At 41.5% G+C, this 19,334-nt stretch carries 20 protein-coding genes; 1 reads left to right on the top strand and 19 read right to left on the bottom strand.

Annotated features, from left to right (window positions below):
- Positions 1 to 73: 73 nt before the first annotated feature.
- The 16 genes from BET01_RS04860 to BET01_RS04780 all read right to left on the bottom strand — a co-directional run bounded on the left by BET01_RS04860 (position 74) and on the right by BET01_RS04780 (position 14,894).
- On the bottom strand, positions 74 to 868 hold the full coding sequence (locus BET01_RS04860) for a MurR/RpiR family transcriptional regulator (RefSeq protein WP_120195643.1): 795 nt from the start codon (positions 866 to 868) through the stop codon (positions 74 to 76).
- Positions 869 to 928: 60 nt separating this feature from the next.
- Positions 929 to 1,498 (bottom strand): N-acetylmuramoyl-L-alanine amidase family protein, encoded by a 570-nt coding sequence (locus BET01_RS04855; RefSeq protein ID WP_120195642.1) that lies wholly within the window; start codon positions 1,496 to 1,498, stop codon positions 929 to 931.
- Between the two features lie 87 nt (positions 1,499 to 1,585).
- On the bottom strand, positions 1,586 to 2,563 hold the full coding sequence (hypE, locus tag BET01_RS04850; RefSeq protein ID WP_120195641.1) for a hydrogenase expression/formation protein HypE: 978 nt from the start codon (positions 2,561 to 2,563) through the stop codon (positions 1,586 to 1,588).
- A gap of 22 nt (positions 2,564 to 2,585) precedes the next feature.
- The gene (gene hypD / locus BET01_RS04845; protein ID WP_120195640.1) at positions 2,586 to 3,626 is read right to left on the bottom strand and encodes a hydrogenase formation protein HypD; all 1,041 of its coding nucleotides are present in this window, start codon (positions 3,624 to 3,626) and stop codon (positions 2,586 to 2,588) included.
- A complete protein-coding gene (locus BET01_RS04840; protein ID WP_120195639.1) occupies positions 3,616 to 3,843 on the bottom strand; it encodes a HypC/HybG/HupF family hydrogenase formation chaperone in 228 nt (75 codons plus the stop codon). The genes hypD and BET01_RS04840 overlap by 11 nt, the downstream gene beginning before the upstream one ends.
- Before the next feature lie 14 nt (positions 3,844 to 3,857).
- Positions 3,858 to 6,140, bottom strand: coding sequence for a carbamoyltransferase HypF (gene hypF / locus BET01_RS04835; RefSeq protein ID WP_120195638.1), 2,283 nt, complete (start codon positions 6,138 to 6,140; stop codon positions 3,858 to 3,860).
- Complete coding sequence (gene hypB, locus BET01_RS04830; RefSeq protein ID WP_120195637.1) at positions 6,137 to 6,790, bottom strand: hydrogenase nickel incorporation protein HypB; 654 nt, start codon at positions 6,788 to 6,790, stop codon at positions 6,137 to 6,139. The genes hypF and hypB overlap by 4 nt, the downstream gene beginning before the upstream one ends.
- Positions 6,791 to 6,828: 38 nt before the next feature.
- The gene (locus BET01_RS04825) at positions 6,829 to 7,167 is read right to left on the bottom strand and encodes a hydrogenase maturation nickel metallochaperone HypA/HybF (RefSeq protein WP_120195636.1); all 339 of its coding nucleotides are present in this window, start codon (positions 7,165 to 7,167) and stop codon (positions 6,829 to 6,831) included.
- Positions 7,134 to 7,499, bottom strand: a complete 366-nt coding sequence (locus BET01_RS04820; protein WP_120195635.1) for a 4Fe-4S binding protein — start codon at positions 7,497 to 7,499, stop codon at positions 7,134 to 7,136. Before BET01_RS04820 ends, BET01_RS04825 begins: the two co-directional genes overlap by 34 nt.
- 53 nt (positions 7,500 to 7,552) lie before the next feature.
- The gene (locus BET01_RS04815; RefSeq protein WP_120195634.1) at positions 7,553 to 8,632 is read right to left on the bottom strand and encodes a hydrogenase large subunit; all 1,080 of its coding nucleotides are present in this window, start codon (positions 8,630 to 8,632) and stop codon (positions 7,553 to 7,555) included.
- 36 nt (positions 8,633 to 8,668) lie between these two features.
- Positions 8,669 to 9,010, bottom strand: coding sequence for an NADH-quinone oxidoreductase subunit C (locus tag BET01_RS04810; protein WP_120195633.1), 342 nt, complete (start codon positions 9,008 to 9,010; stop codon positions 8,669 to 8,671).
- 21 nt (positions 9,011 to 9,031) lie between these two features.
- Entirely contained in the window at positions 9,032 to 9,466 is a 435-nt protein-coding gene (locus BET01_RS04805; RefSeq protein ID WP_120195632.1) for an NADH-quinone oxidoreductase subunit B family protein, read from the bottom strand.
- Positions 9,467 to 9,512: 46 nt separating this feature from the next.
- Entirely contained in the window at positions 9,513 to 10,370 is an 858-nt protein-coding gene (locus BET01_RS04800) for a respiratory chain complex I subunit 1 family protein (RefSeq protein ID WP_120195631.1), read from the bottom strand.
- A 1-nt stretch (position 10,371) separates the two neighbouring features.
- Entirely contained in the window at positions 10,372 to 12,276 is a 1,905-nt protein-coding gene (locus BET01_RS04795; protein WP_120195630.1) for an NADH-quinone oxidoreductase subunit 5 family protein, read from the bottom strand.
- A 1,010-nt stretch (positions 12,277 to 13,286) separates the two neighbouring features.
- The gene (locus BET01_RS04785; protein ID WP_120195628.1) at positions 13,287 to 14,036 is read right to left on the bottom strand and encodes a cupin domain-containing protein; all 750 of its coding nucleotides are present in this window, start codon (positions 14,034 to 14,036) and stop codon (positions 13,287 to 13,289) included.
- Positions 14,037 to 14,162: 126 nt separating this feature from the next.
- Positions 14,163 to 14,894, bottom strand: coding sequence for a Crp/Fnr family transcriptional regulator (locus tag BET01_RS04780; RefSeq protein ID WP_120195627.1), 732 nt, complete (start codon positions 14,892 to 14,894; stop codon positions 14,163 to 14,165).
- Between the two features lie 340 nt (positions 14,895 to 15,234).
- Here BET01_RS04780 and BET01_RS04775 point away from each other — a divergent pair, with 340 nt between their 5' ends.
- Positions 15,235 to 16,626, top strand: a complete 1,392-nt coding sequence (locus BET01_RS04775) for an MFS transporter (RefSeq protein WP_243117122.1) — start codon at positions 15,235 to 15,237, stop codon at positions 16,624 to 16,626.
- A 192-nt stretch (positions 16,627 to 16,818) separates the two neighbouring features.
- Here the strand turns inward: BET01_RS04775 and BET01_RS04770 are convergent, their stop codons facing one another.
- Genes BET01_RS04770 through BET01_RS04760 form a run of 3 tightly spaced genes read right to left on the bottom strand, consistent with a single transcriptional unit; the run spans position 16,819 to position 19,280 of the window.
- Positions 16,819 to 17,505, bottom strand: a complete 687-nt coding sequence (locus tag BET01_RS04770) for an ABC transporter ATP-binding protein (RefSeq protein ID WP_120195626.1) — start codon at positions 17,503 to 17,505, stop codon at positions 16,819 to 16,821.
- Positions 17,498 to 18,259, bottom strand: a complete 762-nt coding sequence (locus BET01_RS04765) for an ABC transporter permease (protein ID WP_243117121.1) — start codon at positions 18,257 to 18,259, stop codon at positions 17,498 to 17,500. The genes BET01_RS04770 and BET01_RS04765 overlap by 8 nt, the downstream gene beginning before the upstream one ends.
- Positions 18,246 to 19,280, bottom strand: coding sequence for an ABC transporter substrate-binding protein (locus tag BET01_RS04760; RefSeq protein WP_120195625.1), 1,035 nt, complete (start codon positions 19,278 to 19,280; stop codon positions 18,246 to 18,248). The genes BET01_RS04765 and BET01_RS04760 overlap by 14 nt, the downstream gene beginning before the upstream one ends.
- Positions 19,281 to 19,334: the final 54 nt, after the last annotated feature.

The following is a 19,334-nucleotide window of genomic DNA, read 5'->3' as shown; positions in this document are numbered from 1 at the left end:
AGATATACCAGAGGCCTATTTGGTGACAAACCATGTATTCTAGGCATTTGTACCACAAAAAAAACAGGGTGTATTATCCCTGTTTTTTTTGAACGGTGAGCCTGGCTAAAGATTCCACAATGTATACAGCCGGAATCTGAGAGGTGATATCTACCTTCATCATTTCCACGGCGTTTAATTCCCGCTGAATATAATACGATATGTTATAATCTGAAATCTTTGCAAGCGTGCTGTTTTTGCTATTGGTTATGGAGACAACCGTGCTGCTGCCTTCCTTTAGACTAGATGAATTTTCAATCAGTATGTTCGTCTCCCCTTCTACAGAGAGTATAATAATGATACTTTCTTCCGGAAACTCCAGATTAATGGGAAACATAGGTGAATTGATTCCCGTGGAAAAAATTCCAATGTCACAGAAATAACGGCTTGCATACTCTGCAATAATACCGGAGTTTCCGGTTCCAAGAAATATGATCTGTTTTTTACCGGCAATCACGTCTGCAATGGCCTCTAACTGTTTTTGAAAGCTTTCTGTTTCCACCCTTTGAAAGAAATCAAAGACAGAACTATGGTCATACTTTAGATTGGCAGCTGTTTTTTTCTCTTTTTCCATCTTAAAACGCACCTTAAATTCCGAATATCCGGTGCATCCTGCTTTCCTGCAAAAACGGGTTATGGTGGTAGTGGAGACATGGGCCTCCTTTGCTACCTCCCTTATGGTCATATAAGGAATCTTATCGCTGTTTTTTATTATAAAATTATACACTTCATAATCCAGTTCACTAAACTGGCTTAGTACCTCATTGGAAAACAAAGCCATCTTCTTATCCCTCAATCTTTTATCTATTGTCGTACGATGGTTTCGCATGATTGATTCATGCTCTCTTAGTATATCACGGAAGCATTTTAAAAGTCCAGTCAGTCCGTTTTAAACAAAACCAAAGTACCTTAAGAGTCCAAGATAAATTCCATAAGCAAATCCGTACAAATCTTCTCTAAATTTATTCGCATCCGTTGGATTGGTTAGATATCCAAGTTCTATCAGATTCGCCGGCATGTTTGCATTCCTAAGAACATACAGGGAGGGGTTTTCCCTGATTCCATTGTTTCTGGTTCCTACGGTCTGGGTGATTCCTGTCATAATCTGCTCCGCCAGCCATTGTGCCTGGGTATTATACTGATAAATATAAACCTCGGTGCCATTAATGGCAGGGTTAGGGTTCGAATTACAATGGATGCTGATAAAATAATCTGCCGGCCAGTTGTTGGCCAAAGCAACCCTTGCGGCCAGACTGGTGGTATTGTTGGTTCCTAAAGCCGTGTCAGGCTCCGGTCTTGATACGCGGGCGTCAAATCTAGGGTCACTATTTAATAAATTTTGAAGATAGATTCCCACCTGATAATTGATTTCTGACTCGTAAAGCCCATTGGCTTCTGCGCCGCTGTTAAAGGACCCACTTGGATTATGCCCCTGATCAATAAATATTTTAATAGCCATGTAAGCATTTCCTTTCCTACTCAACTATAATAAATATATTCATTAATTAGGCGGATGCTACATATTATTTAGATTTATCCTTCTTTTTCAGCAAATTCTTGGAAGCCCCTCCCCATATAAAACATCAATGGTTCTGCTACCCATCAGCTTTGTTTTCATGCGGACTCCCTTTCCTTCTTGAATGGTTCCGATGATTCTTGCATTGGCTCCGTAGGGACTCCGTTTCACAGCCTCCAATGCCTCATTTGCGTCGGTTTCCTTTACAATTGCAATCATCTTCCCTTCATTTGCCATATAAAGTGGATCAAGACCAAGAATGTCACAAAAGCCCTTTACTTCCCTGCTAACTGGTATGGCGTCCTCCCATATCTCCACGCTGACACCAGACTGATCCGCTGCTTCATTGAGAACCGTAGCAAGGCCGCCTCTTGTCACATCTCTCATGCAATGCACCTCAATGCCATCATCTAAGAGATTTTTTGCTATGGTGTGAAGAGGAGCGCAGTCACTTGCAATCTCATTTTCAATTCCCATGCGTTCAGACAAGATTGCGGCATGATGATCTCCCAAATTGCCGGACAAGATGATAACATCTCCTTGCTTGCAACCGGATATGGAGATGTCGCCCTTTATGATTTCCCCAATGCCAGAAGTGTTGATGAAAATACCCCCATTTCCTTCAACAACTTTTGTATCACCAGCCACAATGAAAACGCCTGCCTCTTTTGCAGTAAGTGCCATAGTCTTTGCAATGGATTCCACCATTTCAAGGTCAGCACCTTCCTCAATGATAAAACCGGCAGTAAGATACTTTGGAATCGCACCCATCATGGACAAATCATTGACCGTTCCGCACACAGCCAGTTTTCCTATGTTACCTCCTTTAAAGAATAAAGGGGTAACCACAAAGGAATCCGTTGTATAAGCAATGGTTCCAGAAACAGATAGAACTGCAGAATCCTCTAATTTATTTAGGATTGGATTGTTAAAATGCTTCAAAAACACCTGGTTAATAAGATCTCCCGTCTGTTTTCCTCCACTTCCATATGTCATATCAATCTTCATATTATATGATAACCCCTTTCTCTTAGGAATTCTGATACCAGATTCCACAGGCTCCTTCGGCGGATACCATACAAGGCCCCACCGCATGAAGAGGCGTGCACACTTTCTGAAACAGCGGGCACTCCACCGGCTGAATCCGGCCAAGAATCACATCCGCACACCTGCAACCTTTGGGAAGCTCTTCGATGATTTCTTCTTCCCTGCTTCCTGCATCGTATTCTTTGTATTCCTCTTTTAGCTTAAGAGCGGATTGCTCTATCATGCCAATCCCTCTCCAAATACCGTTCGCTTCTTCAAAATACTGATTGATCAACCGTTCTGCTTTTTGATTCCCTTCTTCTGTCACCGCATTGGAATAAAGGTTTCTTACCTCATACCGTTTCCCCTTTAACTGAGACATAATTTCATAGATGGCAGCCAGTATATGTTCTCCTTCAAACCCTGCTACCACAAAGGGCTTATGATAGGTGCTTGCTAACCCCTTGTAAATTTTGCTTCCAGTAATAACGCTTACATGCCCAGGACTTAAGAAGGCGTCAATGCTGGTTTCATTCTCACAAATAAAGGAAAGAGCTGGAAGAATGGTTTTAATGGAGGTCGCCAGCTTAAGGTTCTTTATCTTCCGCTTACGGATTTCATCCAGCAAAAGAGCGTAAATAGGAGTTGTTGTCTCAAATCCCACTGCAGCAAACACATACTGGGTATCAAGGTTACGTTCCGCCTCTGCAATTGCCGCAAGAGGGGAATAAAGCACTTTAACTTGTGCTCCCATTGCCTTTGCCTCAGTCAAGGATAATTTGGTTCCTTTCACCTTCATCATATCTCCAAAGGTGAGTACGCAATACTTCTCCTTTAGCGATAGGTCTGTCAGATGATCAATATAAGCTGGAGAAGTGACACAGACCGGACAGCCTGGGCCTGATATAAGCTGAATCTTTGGAGAAATAATCGTACGGATTCCACTTTGAAATATGCTTTTTGTATGAGTTCCGCATACCTCCATAATCTTCACCGGCTCTCCATCATATTCTTTCAGCGCCTTTATGACCTGTTCAAGTTTCATCTTCAAGAACCTCCTGGAGTTCCAGGAATAAATCCATAATTTCCTTTGCTACCTCTTCCTTTAACACTTCAATGGCGCATCCGGCATGGATTAAAACATAATCTCCAATGTCCGCTTTCACCAGCTTGATATTTACATCGGTTAAATTTTCCATTACATTTACCTTTGCATAATCACCGTTTATTTTAACAATCTTTCCTGGTACCGCAACACACATGTTCTCCCGCCTTTCTATCTCGTCTGATGAAATGTTTCTAGATATTTTCGTCCAAGGTATACCTGTCCAAGACTAATACCGCCGTCATTGGGAGGCACGGATAAATTCATATAAACTTGAAATCCCTTTTCTCTTAAAAATCTTACCGCATGTTCCGTAAGCACCGTGTTTTGAAACACACCTCCACTTAAGCAGACCGTTGAAATCCCATGCTGGGCTCTTAGTTTTTCACATACGGATACGATCCCGTTTGCAAACCCAATGTGAAAACCAAGGGATAAGGCCCTGACATCTACCTTTCCTCTTCCCTCACAAAGAACAGCAAAAGCGGTCTTTGGATTAAGCTCCCACACGTTTCCTACCTTTGATATTGAAAACGGGACTGAGACTGGTTTTATTTGTTTTTGTATCGCGGACAGTCCGCTTTTTTCAAACAAAGACGCACATTCCCCCTCATAGCTGTTTTCCTGGGCGATTGAAAGAACTGAAGATGCCGCATCAAAGAGACGCCCGGCACTGGAGGAATTTATTACGTTTATATGATGCTTAAGAGCCGACAAAATTAGGTTGCTTCTATCGTCTGTAATATACTCCTGTAACTCCCAATGAGCAAGACAACAAATTGCAGTTTTCCATGCTTCCCGCATGGATTGATCTCCCCCTAGAATGGGAAAGGGAGTGATATGTCCAGCTCTTATAAACTCGCTGTCCTGGCAAATTAAAAATTCGCCTCCCCATATGGTTCCATCCGTTCCATAACCGGTGCCGTCCATGGCAACGCCTATCACGGGACCCTCTAAGTGATGCTCCGCCATGACAGAAGCAATGTGGGCATGGTGATGCTGCACCTCTAAGAAAGGAAGGTTAAGAGACCTGGCATACCTTGCGGAATGATAATTGGGATGAAGATCGCAAACCGCCAGCTCTGGCTGAAACCGAAAAAGTTCTTTGATATCCACAAAGGAGTTTTCGTAATCTTCCATCACCTGACTTTCCTCCAAATCACCAAAATACTGGGACACCACCGCACTTCCTTTTTCATAGAAGCAAAATGCAGCCTTTAAATCTCCTCCTGCCCCAAATATACACGGTTCTTCTGCTCTCTTTTCCCCCTCTGCTTTTGTGGAAAGGAAAACTGGGTAAGGCACGTATCCTCTGCTCCTTCGAATGAGCTGTGGTTTTCCATCCATGATTTTAGCTACCGAATCATCCACAGAACGGTGAATCCGTCTCTTATTGTAGAGCACTCCCTGTAACTCCTTGGATAACAGGGACATCATGGGTTCCTCCTCCCGGATAATGGGCTGGCTAGAACGGTTAGCACTTGTCATGATGAGGGGTCCAAGCCTTCTGGTAAGCATAATCTGAAGGGGAGTGTAAGGAAGAAAGGCACCGCAGTACATGCTTCCCCGATTGGTTGAGTATGCCATATAATCTCCCTCCCTTTGCAACAGGACAATGGGTCTTGGTCTGGATTCCAAAAGAGAGATTTCTTCTTTTGTGACACGACAGTACTTTTTTATCTCCGATATGGAGGGAAACATAACGGCAAACGGTTTCTCTTCTCTGCCCTTTAAGTTTCTAAGCTTATTTACCGTATCTTCCCTAAAAGGAGAACACACAAGGTGGTAACCACCAATCCCCTTTACCGCCACGATTTTGCCTTCTAAAAGCACGGACACCGCTTTATCAAATGCCTCTTCCTCGAAAAGCTCTTTTTCTCCATCCAGCTTGTCACGGTAAAAAAGACTAGGCCCGCAGTCGTTGCAGGAAATGGTCTGGGCATGAAAACGTCTGCTCTCAGGAGAGGTATACTCCTCATTGCATTGACTGCACATTGTGAAATCTACCATGGTGGTCTGGTCCCGGTCGTAAGGGAGTCGTTCCATAATGGTGAATCTGGGACCGCAGGACATACAGCTAATGAATGGATTATGATACCGCCTGTCACTGAGATTTAAAAGTTCCTTCTGGCAAGTGGTGCAAACGGGAAGATCCGGAGGAATGACAGATGCTTCTCCAAAATCTCCGCTTTTTAAGATAAGAAAATCATTAAGCTCTAAGAGAGACAGTTCCTCCTTCTCCAGCTTAATGATCTCGTATCCCAAATCTTTTGAGTCGGAAAGAACCGTAAGGAACCGTCCCACGGCGCCCTTCTCTCCCTGAGCAATAATCTCCACGTATCCGCCTACGTTGCGGACCGTTCCCCTTACCCCTTCTTTTTTTGCCATATGATAAACAAGGGGTCGGAAACCAACCCCTTGAACAATTCCATAAACATTTATTTTTAGAGTCATAGATTTATCTTTTCCCTAATCCATGCTGCCACCTGATCGTATCCATCTTCTGTCTTTCCAGATACTTTAATGACCGGGGCGGTCTGATTTAGCGCACGGACACCTTTCATAAAGAAGTCCTCATCAAAATCGAGATACGGGATAAGGTCGCATTTATTAATAAGTATGATATCCGCTTTTTCAAAGGCGAGTGGATATTTATACGGCTTATCGCTTCCTTCGGTGACGGTGGAAATTAGCATCTTTACGTGTTCGCCTATCATGAACTCCGCTGGGCAAACAAGGTTACCTATGTTCTCTATGAAAAGGACTCCTTTTTGAAGCTCCAGTTTTTCTATGGCTTCGCCAATTACAGGGGAATCCAAATGGCAGGCCCCTCCGGTATTGATCTGAATTGCCTTTACCCCCAGTGATAAGAGCTTCTTCGTATCGAAGTCTGCCTCTATGTCACCTTCTATTACATATGATTCAACGCCTTCTAACCGTTTAATGATTTGAATGAGTGATGTGGTCTTACCAGCACCAGGTGCTCCCATGACGTTGACTGCAAAAATTCCTTTTTCGGTTAATAACCCGTTGATCTTTGATGCAGTCTCATCATTTTTATCGTATACGGACTGCATGATCTCAATCTCTTTATTCTCAGACATATGTACCTCCGTCCCAAGTATTTCCTTTTGTCTTTCTGTCATATCTCTATGGACTTAATGAAAAATTCCTGTCCAATCTGAGTTGGCTCCCCATCACCGCTACAAATGGGACATTCAAAGTGAAAAGGCTTTCTAACAAATAACTCCCCGCAGCTTTTACAACGAAGTTTTGGGATGACCCTTTCTATATGAAGCTCTGCGTGTTCACATGGTGTTCCTTCTGCGATCAGGCCAAAATATAGTTCGATGGAGCTTGACACATAACCGCAGTAATCTCCCACCACCAGATTGATGACTTTAATTTCTTCTGCCTGATTCTCTTTTGCATATTCCCAGGCAATCTCTATGATTCGCTGGGTGATTGGGTATTCGTGCATTTTATGTGTACATCCCTTACAGTTCCAAACGACGGTTCCGTGTATTGATTTTCCATATCCAGACATTTTTTCGGACAGACTTCCGTACAATAGCCGCATTGAATGCATTGAAGTCGTTCAATACTCCATGATACCCTTGCCTTATCCACGCGAATGGCATTGGTAGGGCATCGCCTCTCACACATGCCGCAGAAAATGCAGTCATCGATGGAAATACCAATGCTTCCTCTGGTCCGTTCATAGGTCTCCTTTTTCTTTAATGGATAAGCTATAGTAAATGGACCGTGGAGTAAGTTTTTAATCAGTGTTTTTGACATCCTTAATATTGACATAGCTCCCTCAATTCCGCTGTTTATGGCAGCTCTGGCTTTTAACAGATCCCATATTACCGTTCGGTACAACTGATGCAGGGATCAATGGTAAGTATCAGTATTGGCACATCGGCAAGGGAACAATTCTTTAAGGTCTCAAGTAGAGCAGGAACATTGGCAAAGGTGGGCGTTCTTACTCTGACACGGTCAAGAAATTTTGTTCCGTTGGCTTTTACATAATAAAGAACTTCTCCTCTTGGTTGCTCCAGTCTGGTAAAATATTCTCCCTTTGGACTACCAGTGATTTTTACTTTAATATCGCCCTCTGGCATCTTCCCGATGCATTGGCGGATTAAATCCATCGCCTGGAACATCTCCCCAAGACGGACCTTTGTTCTTGCATAAGAATCCCCTTCCAGGTCTATGATGGGTTTAAAGTCCAACTGGCTGTATGCAGCATACCCTTGGGTTCTCATATCCATCTCAATTCCGCTGGCTCTGGCCATAGGACCTAATGCTCCCAGTTCAAATGCCGCTTCCTTTGACAATTTACCAACGCCTCGTGTCCGAAGTTTAACGGTGGAATCATTTAAGAATACTCCTGCAATTTCCGTCAATTCCTTTTCCATGCGATCAAGCACTCCAAGAATCTTTTCCAGGGTTTCTTTCTTTATATCCTTTCTCACGCCGCCGATATCACAAACAGAGAATATAACTCTGCCTCCGGTGGTCTCTTCAAATACATCTAGAACCTCTTCTCTTAATTTCCATGATTGCATAAAAAGACTTTCAAATCCAAAGGCATCCGCTAACAGTCCCAGCCACATAAGATGGCTGTGGAGTCTGGAAAATTCCGCCCAGATTGTCCTTAGGAATTTAGCCCGGTCCGGGATTTCTGCCCCCATAATACTCTCTATTGACATACAATATCCCATGCCGTGCATGAAGGAACATATCCCGCAAATTCGTTCTGCGACATATGTATACTGCTGAAAATCTCTTTTTTCTACCAGCTTCTCTAATCCTCTATGAACATATCCGATTCTAGGAACCGCCTCTACCACCGTCTCATCTTCCAAAACCAAATCCAAATGGATGGGCTCCGGGAGTACGGGATGCTGGGGACCAAAAGGAACTATCGTCCTATTTCCCATAAGTAACCTCCAATCCGATGCCTAAGGACATCTTTTTTACTCCTGTATTCCAAATGGTGTCTTGACCGGTATCTTATAAAGAGAATCGTTATAATCCGGTGAAATGCCTGTGATATTGACTCCAAACAATTCTTTAATCTCATTTTCATATAAAAAGGAATACGCATAAATAATTCCAATGCTTGGAAGCTCCGTTTTCGTATCTGTTAAGATTCTTAGGTTCACCAAATCGTAATTCAAATCAAAAGAATAAGTCAATTCCATTACTTCTTTATAGGTACAACTAATGGCAACCATCCGGTAACCTGCATGTTTCAGCTTCAAGGTCTCCGCCAGAAGATCACTTGCGGAAATCTCTCTTAATATTTCGCTTGCCATATTTCCCTCCTCCGCCAGTTATTACTTCCTCTTTCCGACGTTCTTTTTCTTTTCCCCAAGAATCTCAAGACCTTTTACCACTCCGTCTATGATGGCCTCCGGCCTAGCTGCACAGCCCGGTACATAAACATCCACAGGAATTACCTTATCCACTCCGCCTGCCACATTATAGCATTCTGCAAAGATTCCTCCTGAGGTTGCACAGATCCCTACGGCTACGACCACTTTAGGCTCTGGCATCTGCTCGTAAAGCTGTTTTACAACTGGTATGTTTTGTTCATTCACACTTCCTGTGATAAGAAAAACATCGGCGTGTTTGGGATTACCTGTGTTAATTATGCCAAAACGTTCCACATCATATAAGGGAGTCAGGCAAGCCAGTACTTCAATGTCACATCCATTGCAACTGGTGCCGTCATAATGCAAAATCCAAGGTGATTTCTTTATTCCATCCATAATATCCTCCATACCGTAAGAATTTGGCTTCTTTTATGAGGTTTCATTAAAAGAAGGAAAGAATCAAAAGATTGACAGTCCCCATGACGCCGGTAACTACCCAAGCAGATCTTAAGGCGTGCTGCCACTTTACTCTGGCAGAACTGTTATCTATTATAATCTCAAAAAGGTAAACCAAAAGACAGGCAATCACTGCAAACACATGACTAATCGGTGATACGGTTGCAAAAAACACATATACCAAAGTCAGAGAAATAATCACTTCGTACCAATGAGTCACTTCAATCACAGCTAGATCCTTACCGGAATATTCCGTGGTAATTCCTTTTACAATCTCTTGATGCCCGTGATGAGACATGCTTAGATCAAAAGGTGATTTCCTTAGTTTAAAGGTAAGGACAAACACAAGCCCTAGAAACACTCCCGGAAGATAAATAATAGAAGGTTTCGTCGCCGAAATGATGTCCTTGATAAAGAAACTTTTCTGCGCATAATATAACCCGATGCAGGTAAGAAGCACCATAGGCTCATAGGACATAATCTGCAAAAGCTCTCGCTCAGAACCAATGGTATTATACGGAGAGTTAGAGGCGTAACCGCCCAGTACAAAAAACACGGAACCAAGAGTCAGAGCAAAGATTGCTAATAAGATATCTCCCCCTGAAAGCATGATTAAGGTTGTAAACACCACAAATACAAGAGAAACATATACAAAGAACCGATGCATGGAATTGACCTCAATGGATTCTTTTTCCGTCAGCTTTAATACATCATAAAAGGGCTGTAATAGAGGAGGACCCTGCCTTCCTTGAAGCCTTGCCGATATAATGCGGTCAAATCCAGTCAAAAGTCCACCAACAAGGGGAGTTAATATAATAATTGCGATGATTTTTATAAGGTTCATATTATGCCAACCCTCCGATCAACAGGATAATTCCCATTACGAGAATCGCTGTACAAAGTACGTTACTTAAGAAAGTAAGCTTATCAGCCCCAAAGAATTCTTCCATATACCAGTTGCGCATCTCGACCTTTTGTTTTACTCCCATTGCTCCGTAAAAGGTCTGATTGTCTCCGGTATTCTCTCCAGCCATATAAATTGGAACCTTTCTTCTTTTGTCATTCTTATAGACTGGAATAAAGCTGATTGGAAGCAAGATTAACATGCTCAGCATACAAAGCATCAATTTGATATCACTGGTTTCAATTGGAATCAGTGCCGTCTTTTTATAAACCTCGGTAAGATATGGTTCCAGAGCAAATCTGGACACCAGTGGAAATGTAAAGCAGGAAATGACAACTAAAAAAGCAAGGATCGTAATTGGTAACTCTTCATCAAGGGATAACTCATGATGATTCTTATGTCCCATATTAACCTTGGACACCAGTTTTCCCATCCATTTCGCCCAATAGAATAAGGTTGCCGCACTGCCATAAGCCAGAATAATAACAATAATTACATTTTTAGAATCAATTAGTGCTTTCATAGCCACCCACTTGGATACCAACATTCCAAATGGGGCAAGGAACATGCCGGCAATACCAATCATCATGTAAAATGCCAGCTTTCTAGATACTCCCATTAACAAATCCATATTCTCTACGTTCCGGTTTCCGATCTGGTGCTCCGCAGAGCCTACTGATATGAACAGAAGAGATTTCGATACTGCATGGAAAATAATTAAGAGTATGGCGGCCCATAAGGATTCCTGAGTTCCTGCACTAGCACAGATCACGATCAGGCCTAAGTTGGCAAGGGTTGAATAGGCAAGAATCTTTTTCGCATCGCTTTGAGAGATTGCCATGAGCGAGCAAGTAAGGAAGGTGACTCCACCTCCTAAGGTCACGATTCTTCCAACGGATGTCGGACCTAATAAGGGTGCCAGTCGTATAATCAAATACACTCCAGCCTTTACCATGGTTGCTGAATGAAGCAAAGCAGAGGTGGGTGTAGGCGCCACCATGGCTCCAAGCAGCCAGGATGAAAAGGGAAGCTGGGCAGATTTTGTAAGTGCTGCTATTGAGAGAAGAAATACAGGGATCATGAGCACAGCATCAGGTTTCATCTGTATCAGTACAGAAAGCTCCAATGTGTGATAATTCATGCCGATAAAAATAATAGCAGCTGCAAAAGCAACACCGCCTCCCAGGTTAATGACCAGGGCCTTAAGTGCATTGTTCTTAGCTTCTTCTGTCTGGGTGTAGCCAATGAGTAAAAAGGAACAGAGAGTTGTAATCTCCCAGCAGAAATACATCCACATGAGATTATTACTCAAAACAATTCCAAACATGGCGGAAAGGAACAAAAACAGGATAGAGAAAAAGAAACTTTTCCTTTCTTTGTATTCTTTATGATGGTTATGATAATCTTTCATATACCCCACCGCATAAATACAAATCAGGCTTCCCACAAGTCCGATTACCAAGATCATAATCGCTGTCAGCTTATCAAAAACAATCGCTGTTTCAACTGTGATTCCTTCCTTAAACCCAAATTCAAAAACCAGCATTGCCGCTGTCTGTAGAAATGAAAAAATAGAAATGACGTACCTTTTGCTACGAATACCAAGAGTAATAATATAAGCAGCTATTATAACTTCTACTACTACAATGATGAGATCAATCTCTTCTATAGAACTGGATAATCGGATCCCGTCCTTAAAAAAGATTCCCACCACTACCAATGTCAGAAGTGCCGTAATTACTGCACCAATTCTGACCAACATACTTCTCGCTGCATCGTTTTTAACTAAAAAAATAGCTAATGCAACTGCCAAAGGAAACAATAGTAAAACATTAATTGCAACCATACATTCATCACCTTATCTTTGTTTTATAGTATTTGTCTAAACAAGCCTTGATTCCATCAATAAAGCTATTCAAATAGTACAAACAAACGATGTCAACCGCATTATCGATTTATATATTTTCATTCTATCACACTAATATTTCTTGTCAATGTTTTATTTTGTGTACATTTTACACAAATACTTTGTTTTTGACAAAATTTTAACTATCTAATCTAAAAATAATGAGAACAAAGAGATATGTACTAAAATAAATACAAGGACACACTAAAAATTAGACAATAAAGGATCGGATTTTTGTGCAAATTAAGATTGTACTTCAAAAAATACAGAAAGTATTCGCCTGGACATGGGATTCTACTCATTAAAAAAGCAATAATTTGTACCGAAAAACGCGGGAAAAAGAAGTGTTTTTATTTATGTACAATCTATTCTAACGAAAAAGTAGCCTGGGAGAGCTTAGTCTCCCAGACTTCCACATTTCTTTGTATTCTTTGTTATATTCGATTCTTAATCCTATGTTCCTTGTTATTTTTCCCACAAAGCCTATGATAATTACATCAAAGTTTATGATCAAATTAATATTTTCTAACGCTTTCTTAATTCTCTTAAAAGAGTAAACCAGCTCAATCAGAGGCACTATTTCAACTTTAATTTACCTCCCACTGAAACAGGTTGAGTTTTGTAGTTTATAATTTCAGATATAAGTTTGCTGTCTAAAAGATAAGAAGTATCATTGGTTTCATTATTAAACTTCCAGAAAAATCCATCTTGATTTATACGTACCTCACTATTAGTTATCACTTGTTATACATTATTTACTTATGGCTGTCAGATCAACTTCCCCCATATCTTTCTTCGAATCAAAGTGATTTTAAAAAAACTCTTACTGCGTGTTTATTTAAGAGATTTAGATGAATTTAAAATCTCTACGATTATAGGTTTAAAAAGAACTCCTGATCCTTCTTAATCCTTCTTAATCCTTCTGTTCAAGTCAAATGAATGGAACAAAATTATTTCTCTTGGTTGGATAATTCTGGTTTTGACACAATTAACATCATCTTAAACTTGTCACGTTCGCCTCTGACCCGGTGAGGAATATCCGCAGGCATGACAATGCATTCTCCCTGTTTAAGAAGGTGAAGTTCTTCTCCAATCATCACATCTCCTTCTCCCTCCAGTGCAATTACCATGGCATCTCCTTCACAGGCATGAGGGCCTACGCCGGTTCCTTTATCCATAGCCATAATTGTGGTGGTAAAAAGGTCTCTCTGAACCAGAGTCATGCTTGCCACCTTATTGTCCTGATATCCGATCAATTGGGACAATGTATGTACACAGGCCTTATCCACGTTCTTGATGTAATCTTTCCCGCTCATGTTGAAACCTCCTCTTTTTCCATGACCGACCGTTATAACACCGACCGATATCTGCAGCAACCTCAAAGCAGTTATAGCATGAATGGAATGAGGACAACCGGAAGGCACCAACATGCACTCACCTGCCTTTAGCTCAGAGTCTTTATGATCTACCGTAAATAAAGCATTTCCACTGGTGACTACATACAAAATATCCTGATCCTGGATGTCTGTACTGATTCCCTCCTCTTGATCAAAGTAAAAAACTTGAACGGATTCTTCGTCACGGTCTATCATCTGCAGGCTTATGACCTGGTGGGGATAGGCTGTAATCAACTGTTCCAGATAAACAGGTCTTCCAGGTTTTATGCCGTTAAAATGAAATTCCTTTGTTCTCTTTTCCATAGACGCATATAATCTCCTTTCCTTGGTTAGTAATTCCTAACCCAAAAGAATCTTACTATGCTTTCAAATTAAAATCCATTGCTATGGCAACAAAAACAGAGAAATCACGACGACGTATGATTTTGTCTATTGGAAAAAGGTATTATCGTGAATTTGAATGTTTTTTCCCTCATAGGATAAAATTCCATCCTGCTGCATTCTTGAAAGTTCACGAGAGAGAGCACTTCGATCCACACAAAGAAATTCAGCAAGTTCATTTCTCCGGAAAGGAAGCTCTATCATTCCTTCCTTGCTGCTTTTTTGCATCTGCAGATAAACCTTAAGCTTATCCCGCAACCGTTTCTGTGCCAGTATGCGCACTTTATCATTTAAGAATCTGGCTTTCTCTGCAAATTCACGAAGGAGATTGGTTGAAACCCTCATCTTAAATGGACAGGTTCCCCCTTCCATATTAAACAAAGAAGAGAAATCCAAAAACAAGATTTCACAGTCGGTGACCGCCCATATTTGCATAGAGCTGTCTGCGGATTCGGAACAAGCCAGGTCTTCTCCAAACATATCCCCTGCTAAACAGTGATTGATGTTAATCTGACTTCCATTTTCGCCGTATAAGGTCAACTCTGCCGTCCCTTTTAAGACAATGCCTGCAAGGTTTTCCCGATCGCTAACCTGAAGAATCATGCTTCCTTTTGTAAATGCCCTGTGTCTGGCTCTCAGACAGCATAAGACCGCGCTAACTTTGTCTTCCGGTATTCCCTCAAAGCAACTGCAATCTTTTAGCACTTGGTAAAACTGATTTGCCTTCTCTTCCAACAGGGCTACGTTGCCATAATTTACCCCCCATCTGGTTTCCTTCATATTTACCTCCACGCTGCCATAGCAACCGACATTTCTATTATTATAATATACCTTTTTGTTAGTCGTGACTAACCACTATTATATAACAAGAACCCTTCGGGAGTCAATGCGAGAATTGTCTTGCTACGCTCAAGGTTTTATATCATCAGAAGGAACAATATAAATTACATTGGAAACAGGGGGAGTGATTTTGATACTTGACTTTTTTTGACTTAATAGATATAATCAGTTAGTTACAATTTTCGTACAGAGAACACGCAATCGTGTTGATATAGAGGCGGAATTATTATTTTTTATAAATAATAATCCCGCCTCTATTTATTTTAGGGAGGAAAGTTTTATGATGAATAGAAACAAAACGTTTCATTTGTTTGGGGCTATAATCGCCACAGGCATTTTATCTTTTTCTGGAGTACTAATTGAAACGGCAATGAATGTAACATTTCCGCTACTTATACAGGAGTTTGAAGTAACTACATCAGAAATCCAATGGGTAACTACCATTTATTTGCTTATGATTTCTGTCATAGTTCCCATTTCCTCTTATTTGAACCAAAACTTTTCAGCACGGAAATTGTTTATCACGGCGAACTTGTTTTTTCTGTTAGGAGTTTTGATAAACTGTTTATCGTCTACATTTTTCCTGCTATTGCTAGGTCGCTTATTACAAGGGGTAGGAACAGGTATCGGTCTTCCTCTTATGTTCCACATCATTCTCACAAGAGTTCCCACTGAAAAACGAGGAATGATGATGGGAATTGGTACTCTGACCACTTCAATCGCTCCCGCTATTGGCCCCACTTATGGTGGGCTTATCTCCAATTTGTTGGAGTGGCGCTATATTTATATCTTTTTGATTCCCCTTATTGTTCTTTCACTTATCCTGGGATTGAATTCGATTCCAAGCCAAGCTTCAAAAGAAAGACAGCCCCTACCTCTTCGTTGTGTTTTCTTTTTGGCAATTACATTTATTTCTTTTATAATGGCACTAAGTGCTGAATCCGGGATTGTCTTTGCATTATTTTTAACGATTGGACTTGCAAGTTCCTTTGTGTTTGTGTGGTTTAATAGCAAAACTCCCCTATTGCAGTTATCGGTGCTGAAAAACGGTAAATTTTCCTTATTCTTATTAAGCCTTCTTATCTATCAGGCCTTGCTACTGGGATTGTCTTTCGTTTTTCCGAATTATTTGCAAATTTCTGCTGGTTTTAGTTCATCGATTGCAGGGATTTTCATGTTTCCAGGTGCTTTGATGGGTGCAATACTTGCTCCTGTTTCGGGAAAGTTATTAGATAGAATTGGTGCAAAAAAACCGATTTTAATTGGTCTTTCTACAACTATGGTTGGTATCGCTCTGTTGGCTGCACTGTTGCATACCAATTCATTGGTGCTGTTAATAGGCGCTCACCTTGTTTTAATGACAGGACTTGGATTTTCTTATAGCAACCTAATGACCTGTAGTTTGAACGCATTGCCGACCAATCAGATTTCAGACGGAAATGCCTTTGTGAATACGTTTCAACAGTTTATAGGCGCTGTTGCTACAGCACTGGTTGCCGCTGTATTTTCCTTTTCCCAGAAGAAATATGGTTTTATCCCCGGCACCGCTTCAGGGGCATTGATTGTACTTTTGATCTTCTTCTTGTTGTTGGTTATAAGTACAATTGCTGCCTATTCGGCATTGAAAAAGAAGAAATGTGATGAAATCGAATCAGCCAAATTCGATTTCTAGGCGTAGCCAACGCCCATTAGATGCTGTCCTTACCATCGCGCCAAGGTATGAGAATACGGCACGCATTCTTGATATGGCAGGCATGTATGGGGAAGCTCCACTCCTTAATCTTTCCAAGGGCAATGATTGGAGTGAAGATATAAAAATCACAAATAATAGGATCAAAAAAGGAGAGGGGATTTTCCCCCTCTCCTATCCTGTTATGAACGTTATGATCTCCTGCCGAAGCGTTGTAATTTCCTGGGATGCCATATCCCTGTTATCATAATCAGGCAAAATAATTTCTTTCATAATACGGCCTGGACGCTTTGACAAAATCAAAATCCGCCCTGCGACCGTAAGTGCTTCGTCAATTTCATGAGTAACAAACAACACGCTTTGACGATGGGCACGCCATACCTTTAACAGCATTAAAAGCATCTCATGTCTTAAGCAGTAATCAAGTCCCTGAAATGGCTCATCCATCAAAAGAAGCTCTCCCTTGTAATAAAATGCCCTTGCAATGCCACACCGCTTTTGCATTCCACCAGATAGCTGCTTGGGATAATAAGACTCAAATCCATTTAATCCTACCGCATTAATAAGCTCTTGAATCTTTCCCTTATCCTCCGGCTCTCTCACCAGACGAATATTCTCCCATACCGTCCTCCACGGAAGCAACCTGTCATCTTGAAAGACACAGGCAACCGAATCTCCAATTCCCTGTATGGAGCCGGAATCCGGAATATCCAGCTTTGATATAAGGTTAATCAGGGTGGATTTTCCACAGCCTGAGGGACCGATGATAGCCACGATCTCCCCTTCCTTTACATGAAAGCTGATGTCCGAAAGGACAGGAAGATCCCCCAGCCTTTTTGAGATTCCTTTCATTTCAAGCATGAGTTTTCCTCCTTTCCCGAAAGCAAAAATCAATGAGTAGATCAGATAGATAAAACAATCCGACTATAATCGCAGACCATGCAATGATGCTCTCCGGCTCAATATTTAACCTGGCCTGCTTAATCATTCCACCAATTCCATCACTGGTAGTAAGGACTTCCCCCATAACTGCAATCTTCCACCCGCTTCCTAGCGCGATTCGGAATGCCGATTGAAAAAAAGGAGCAATGGAAGGAAATATAACATGGCGCATAGTCTTGCTCCTAGAAAAATGGTATAAGCGAGCCATCTGCAAAAGCCTGGAATCAATGTGCTTAAACCCTTCGCAAACACTGATTGCGATTACGGGTACCGTGGAAACTACAATAATAAACATGACAGGACGTCCATTAAATCCAAACCACACAAGTGCAAGAACCACCCAGGAAACAGGTGGAACGGTCTGCATAATGCTGATCATCGGCATTAACAGACGTCTAAAACGCCCCACCCCTCCCATTAAAATCCCAAGGAAAAGTCCCACAAGAACACCTGAAGTTAGTCCAATTGCCATACGCTCTACGGTCAGACCGATCATCTTATAAAATACAGGTGTAGTTAATATCTCTTTTAGTTTTATAACAACACTTTTAATACTTGGAAGCACAAGAGGTGGAAAAAACAGAGTAAGGAACTGCCACAAGGCCAGGATAATCCCTGCTGCCAGAAGGAAATCCCACCCCGATGGCTTTTCCCAACTTTTATTTCGCATCATAATACAATCCGGCTTCCGGAATCTTTCCACCGATCATCTTAGGATTAAATTCAAATAGCAGCTTATAAAGCATGTCTAGTTCTTCTTTTGCATCACCAGGAGTCTTAAATTCAAGTCCCATATTTGGTATCGCCTTTTCTACTACCTTAGCAGGTAGCCCTAAATGCTTTTCTGCCAGAACACCAGCCTCAGCGGGATTATCATTGACCCATTTAACCGCTTTTTCATATTCTTCCTGGAACTGAATGGTTAACTCCGGATTTTCGTCAATGAATTTCTGAGTAGCACCGAAACCTGCTGTAGGGATTTTGGTATTTGTTTTATTTACCCTCTGCCATTCTTCTTCAAAGCTAAATGCAATCCGAAGCTTGTCATTGGATGAAAGCAGCTTCGTAACCTGTGGCTCAATCATAACGCCATATGCTGCTTCTCCAGAACCCAATAAGGTGGCAATCTCAGTGGAAGAACCGTAAACAATGTTAACATCCGTTCCTACTGTAAGTCCTGCCTGAGAAAGGAAAAATTGTGATAAGGCATCTGGTGGAGAAGACTGAAGGGGCACATAAAGAGTTTTTCCCTTTAGATCTTCCCAGGTTTTAAATTCAGGGTCTGAAGTGATGAAATATGTAACTCCCCAGGTGTTTACGTTCATCAGACGAATTCCGACTCCCTTGTTATAAAGAGTGGAAACTACAGTAAGAGGAAATGCAAACATATCATGGGTTCCAGCCTGAGTCATAGCAATTAACGTCTCCGGTTCATTCCACATATCAAGCTTTATCTTTACATCTTCTCCCAAAGCCCGAGACTCCATCATCCTTAATATTGGAAGGGTTGGAGGAGAAGCAGGAACGCCAAGGGTAATGGTGATAGGTTCACTGCTTTTGGAGACCTGCTGACTGGTCTCAACGGTAGTTTCTAGTTCTTTGCTTCCTTCTGTGGAAGAGGTCTTAGGACTGCTGCAGGCTACAAGGGAAACACTTAATCCAGCTGCTAGCAAAAATGATGCTATTTTTTTCATAGGAATGCTCCTTTTCTGTGATGTAAGTTAGTTTTAACTAACCATTTGATACAA

It is taken from the genome of Lacrimispora algidixylanolytica (assembly GCF_003609635.1).
Classification (GTDB): Bacteria; Bacillota; Clostridia; order Lachnospirales; family Lachnospiraceae; genus Lacrimispora; species Lacrimispora algidixylanolytica.
Note: the sequence above shows the minus strand (reverse complement) of the source record. Positions and strands in the feature narration are given on the sequence as shown.

Excerpts from the sequence above, each read along its gene's own strand:
- BET01_RS04860 (WP_120195643.1), bottom strand. The coding sequence starts at position 868 with ATGCGAAACCATCGTACGACAATAGATAAAAGATTGAGGGATAAGAAG.
- BET01_RS04855 (WP_120195642.1), bottom strand. The coding sequence starts at position 1,498 with ATGGCTATTAAAATATTTATTGATCAGGGGCATAATCCAAGTGGGTCC.
- hypE (WP_120195641.1), bottom strand. The coding sequence starts at position 2,563 with ATGAAGATTGATATGACATATGGAAGTGGAGGAAAACAGACGGGAGAT.
- hypD (WP_120195640.1), bottom strand. The coding sequence starts at position 3,626 with ATGAAACTTGAACAGGTCATAAAGGCGCTGAAAGAATATGATGGAGAG.
- BET01_RS04840 (WP_120195639.1), bottom strand. The coding sequence starts at position 3,843 with ATGTGTGTTGCGGTACCAGGAAAGATTGTTAAAATAAACGGTGATTAT.
- hypF (WP_120195638.1), bottom strand. The coding sequence starts at position 6,140 with ATGACTCTAAAAATAAATGTTTATGGAATTGTTCAAGGGGTTGGTTTC.
- hypB (WP_120195637.1), bottom strand. The coding sequence starts at position 6,790 with ATGTCTGAGAATAAAGAGATTGAGATCATGCAGTCCGTATACGATAAA.
- BET01_RS04825 (WP_120195636.1), bottom strand. The coding sequence starts at position 7,167 with ATGCACGAATACCCAATCACCCAGCGAATCATAGAGATTGCCTGGGAA.
- BET01_RS04820 (WP_120195635.1), bottom strand. The coding sequence starts at position 7,499 with ATGTCAATATTAAGGATGTCAAAAACACTGATTAAAAACTTACTCCAC.
- BET01_RS04815 (WP_120195634.1), bottom strand. The coding sequence starts at position 8,632 with ATGGGAAATAGGACGATAGTTCCTTTTGGTCCCCAGCATCCCGTACTC.
- BET01_RS04810 (WP_120195633.1), bottom strand. The coding sequence starts at position 9,010 with ATGGCAAGCGAAATATTAAGAGAGATTTCCGCAAGTGATCTTCTGGCG.
- BET01_RS04805 (WP_120195632.1), bottom strand. The coding sequence starts at position 9,466 with ATGGATGGAATAAAGAAATCACCTTGGATTTTGCATTATGACGGCACC.
- BET01_RS04800 (WP_120195631.1), bottom strand. The coding sequence starts at position 10,370 with ATGAACCTTATAAAAATCATCGCAATTATTATATTAACTCCCCTTGTT.
- BET01_RS04795 (WP_120195630.1), bottom strand. The coding sequence starts at position 12,276 with ATGGTTGCAATTAATGTTTTACTATTGTTTCCTTTGGCAGTTGCATTA.
- BET01_RS04785 (WP_120195628.1), bottom strand. The coding sequence starts at position 14,036 with ATGGAAAAGAGAACAAAGGAATTTCATTTTAACGGCATAAAACCTGGA.
- BET01_RS04780 (WP_120195627.1), bottom strand. The coding sequence starts at position 14,894 with ATGAAGGAAACCAGATGGGGGGTAAATTATGGCAACGTAGCCCTGTTG.
- BET01_RS04775 (WP_243117122.1), top strand. The coding sequence starts at position 15,235 with ATGATGAATAGAAACAAAACGTTTCATTTGTTTGGGGCTATAATCGCC.
- BET01_RS04770 (WP_120195626.1), bottom strand. The coding sequence starts at position 17,505 with ATGCTTGAAATGAAAGGAATCTCAAAAAGGCTGGGGGATCTTCCTGTC.
- BET01_RS04765 (WP_243117121.1), bottom strand. The coding sequence starts at position 18,259 with ATGATGCGAAATAAAAGTTGGGAAAAGCCATCGGGGTGGGATTTCCTT.
- BET01_RS04760 (WP_120195625.1), bottom strand. The coding sequence starts at position 19,280 with ATGAAAAAAATAGCATCATTTTTGCTAGCAGCTGGATTAAGTGTTTCC.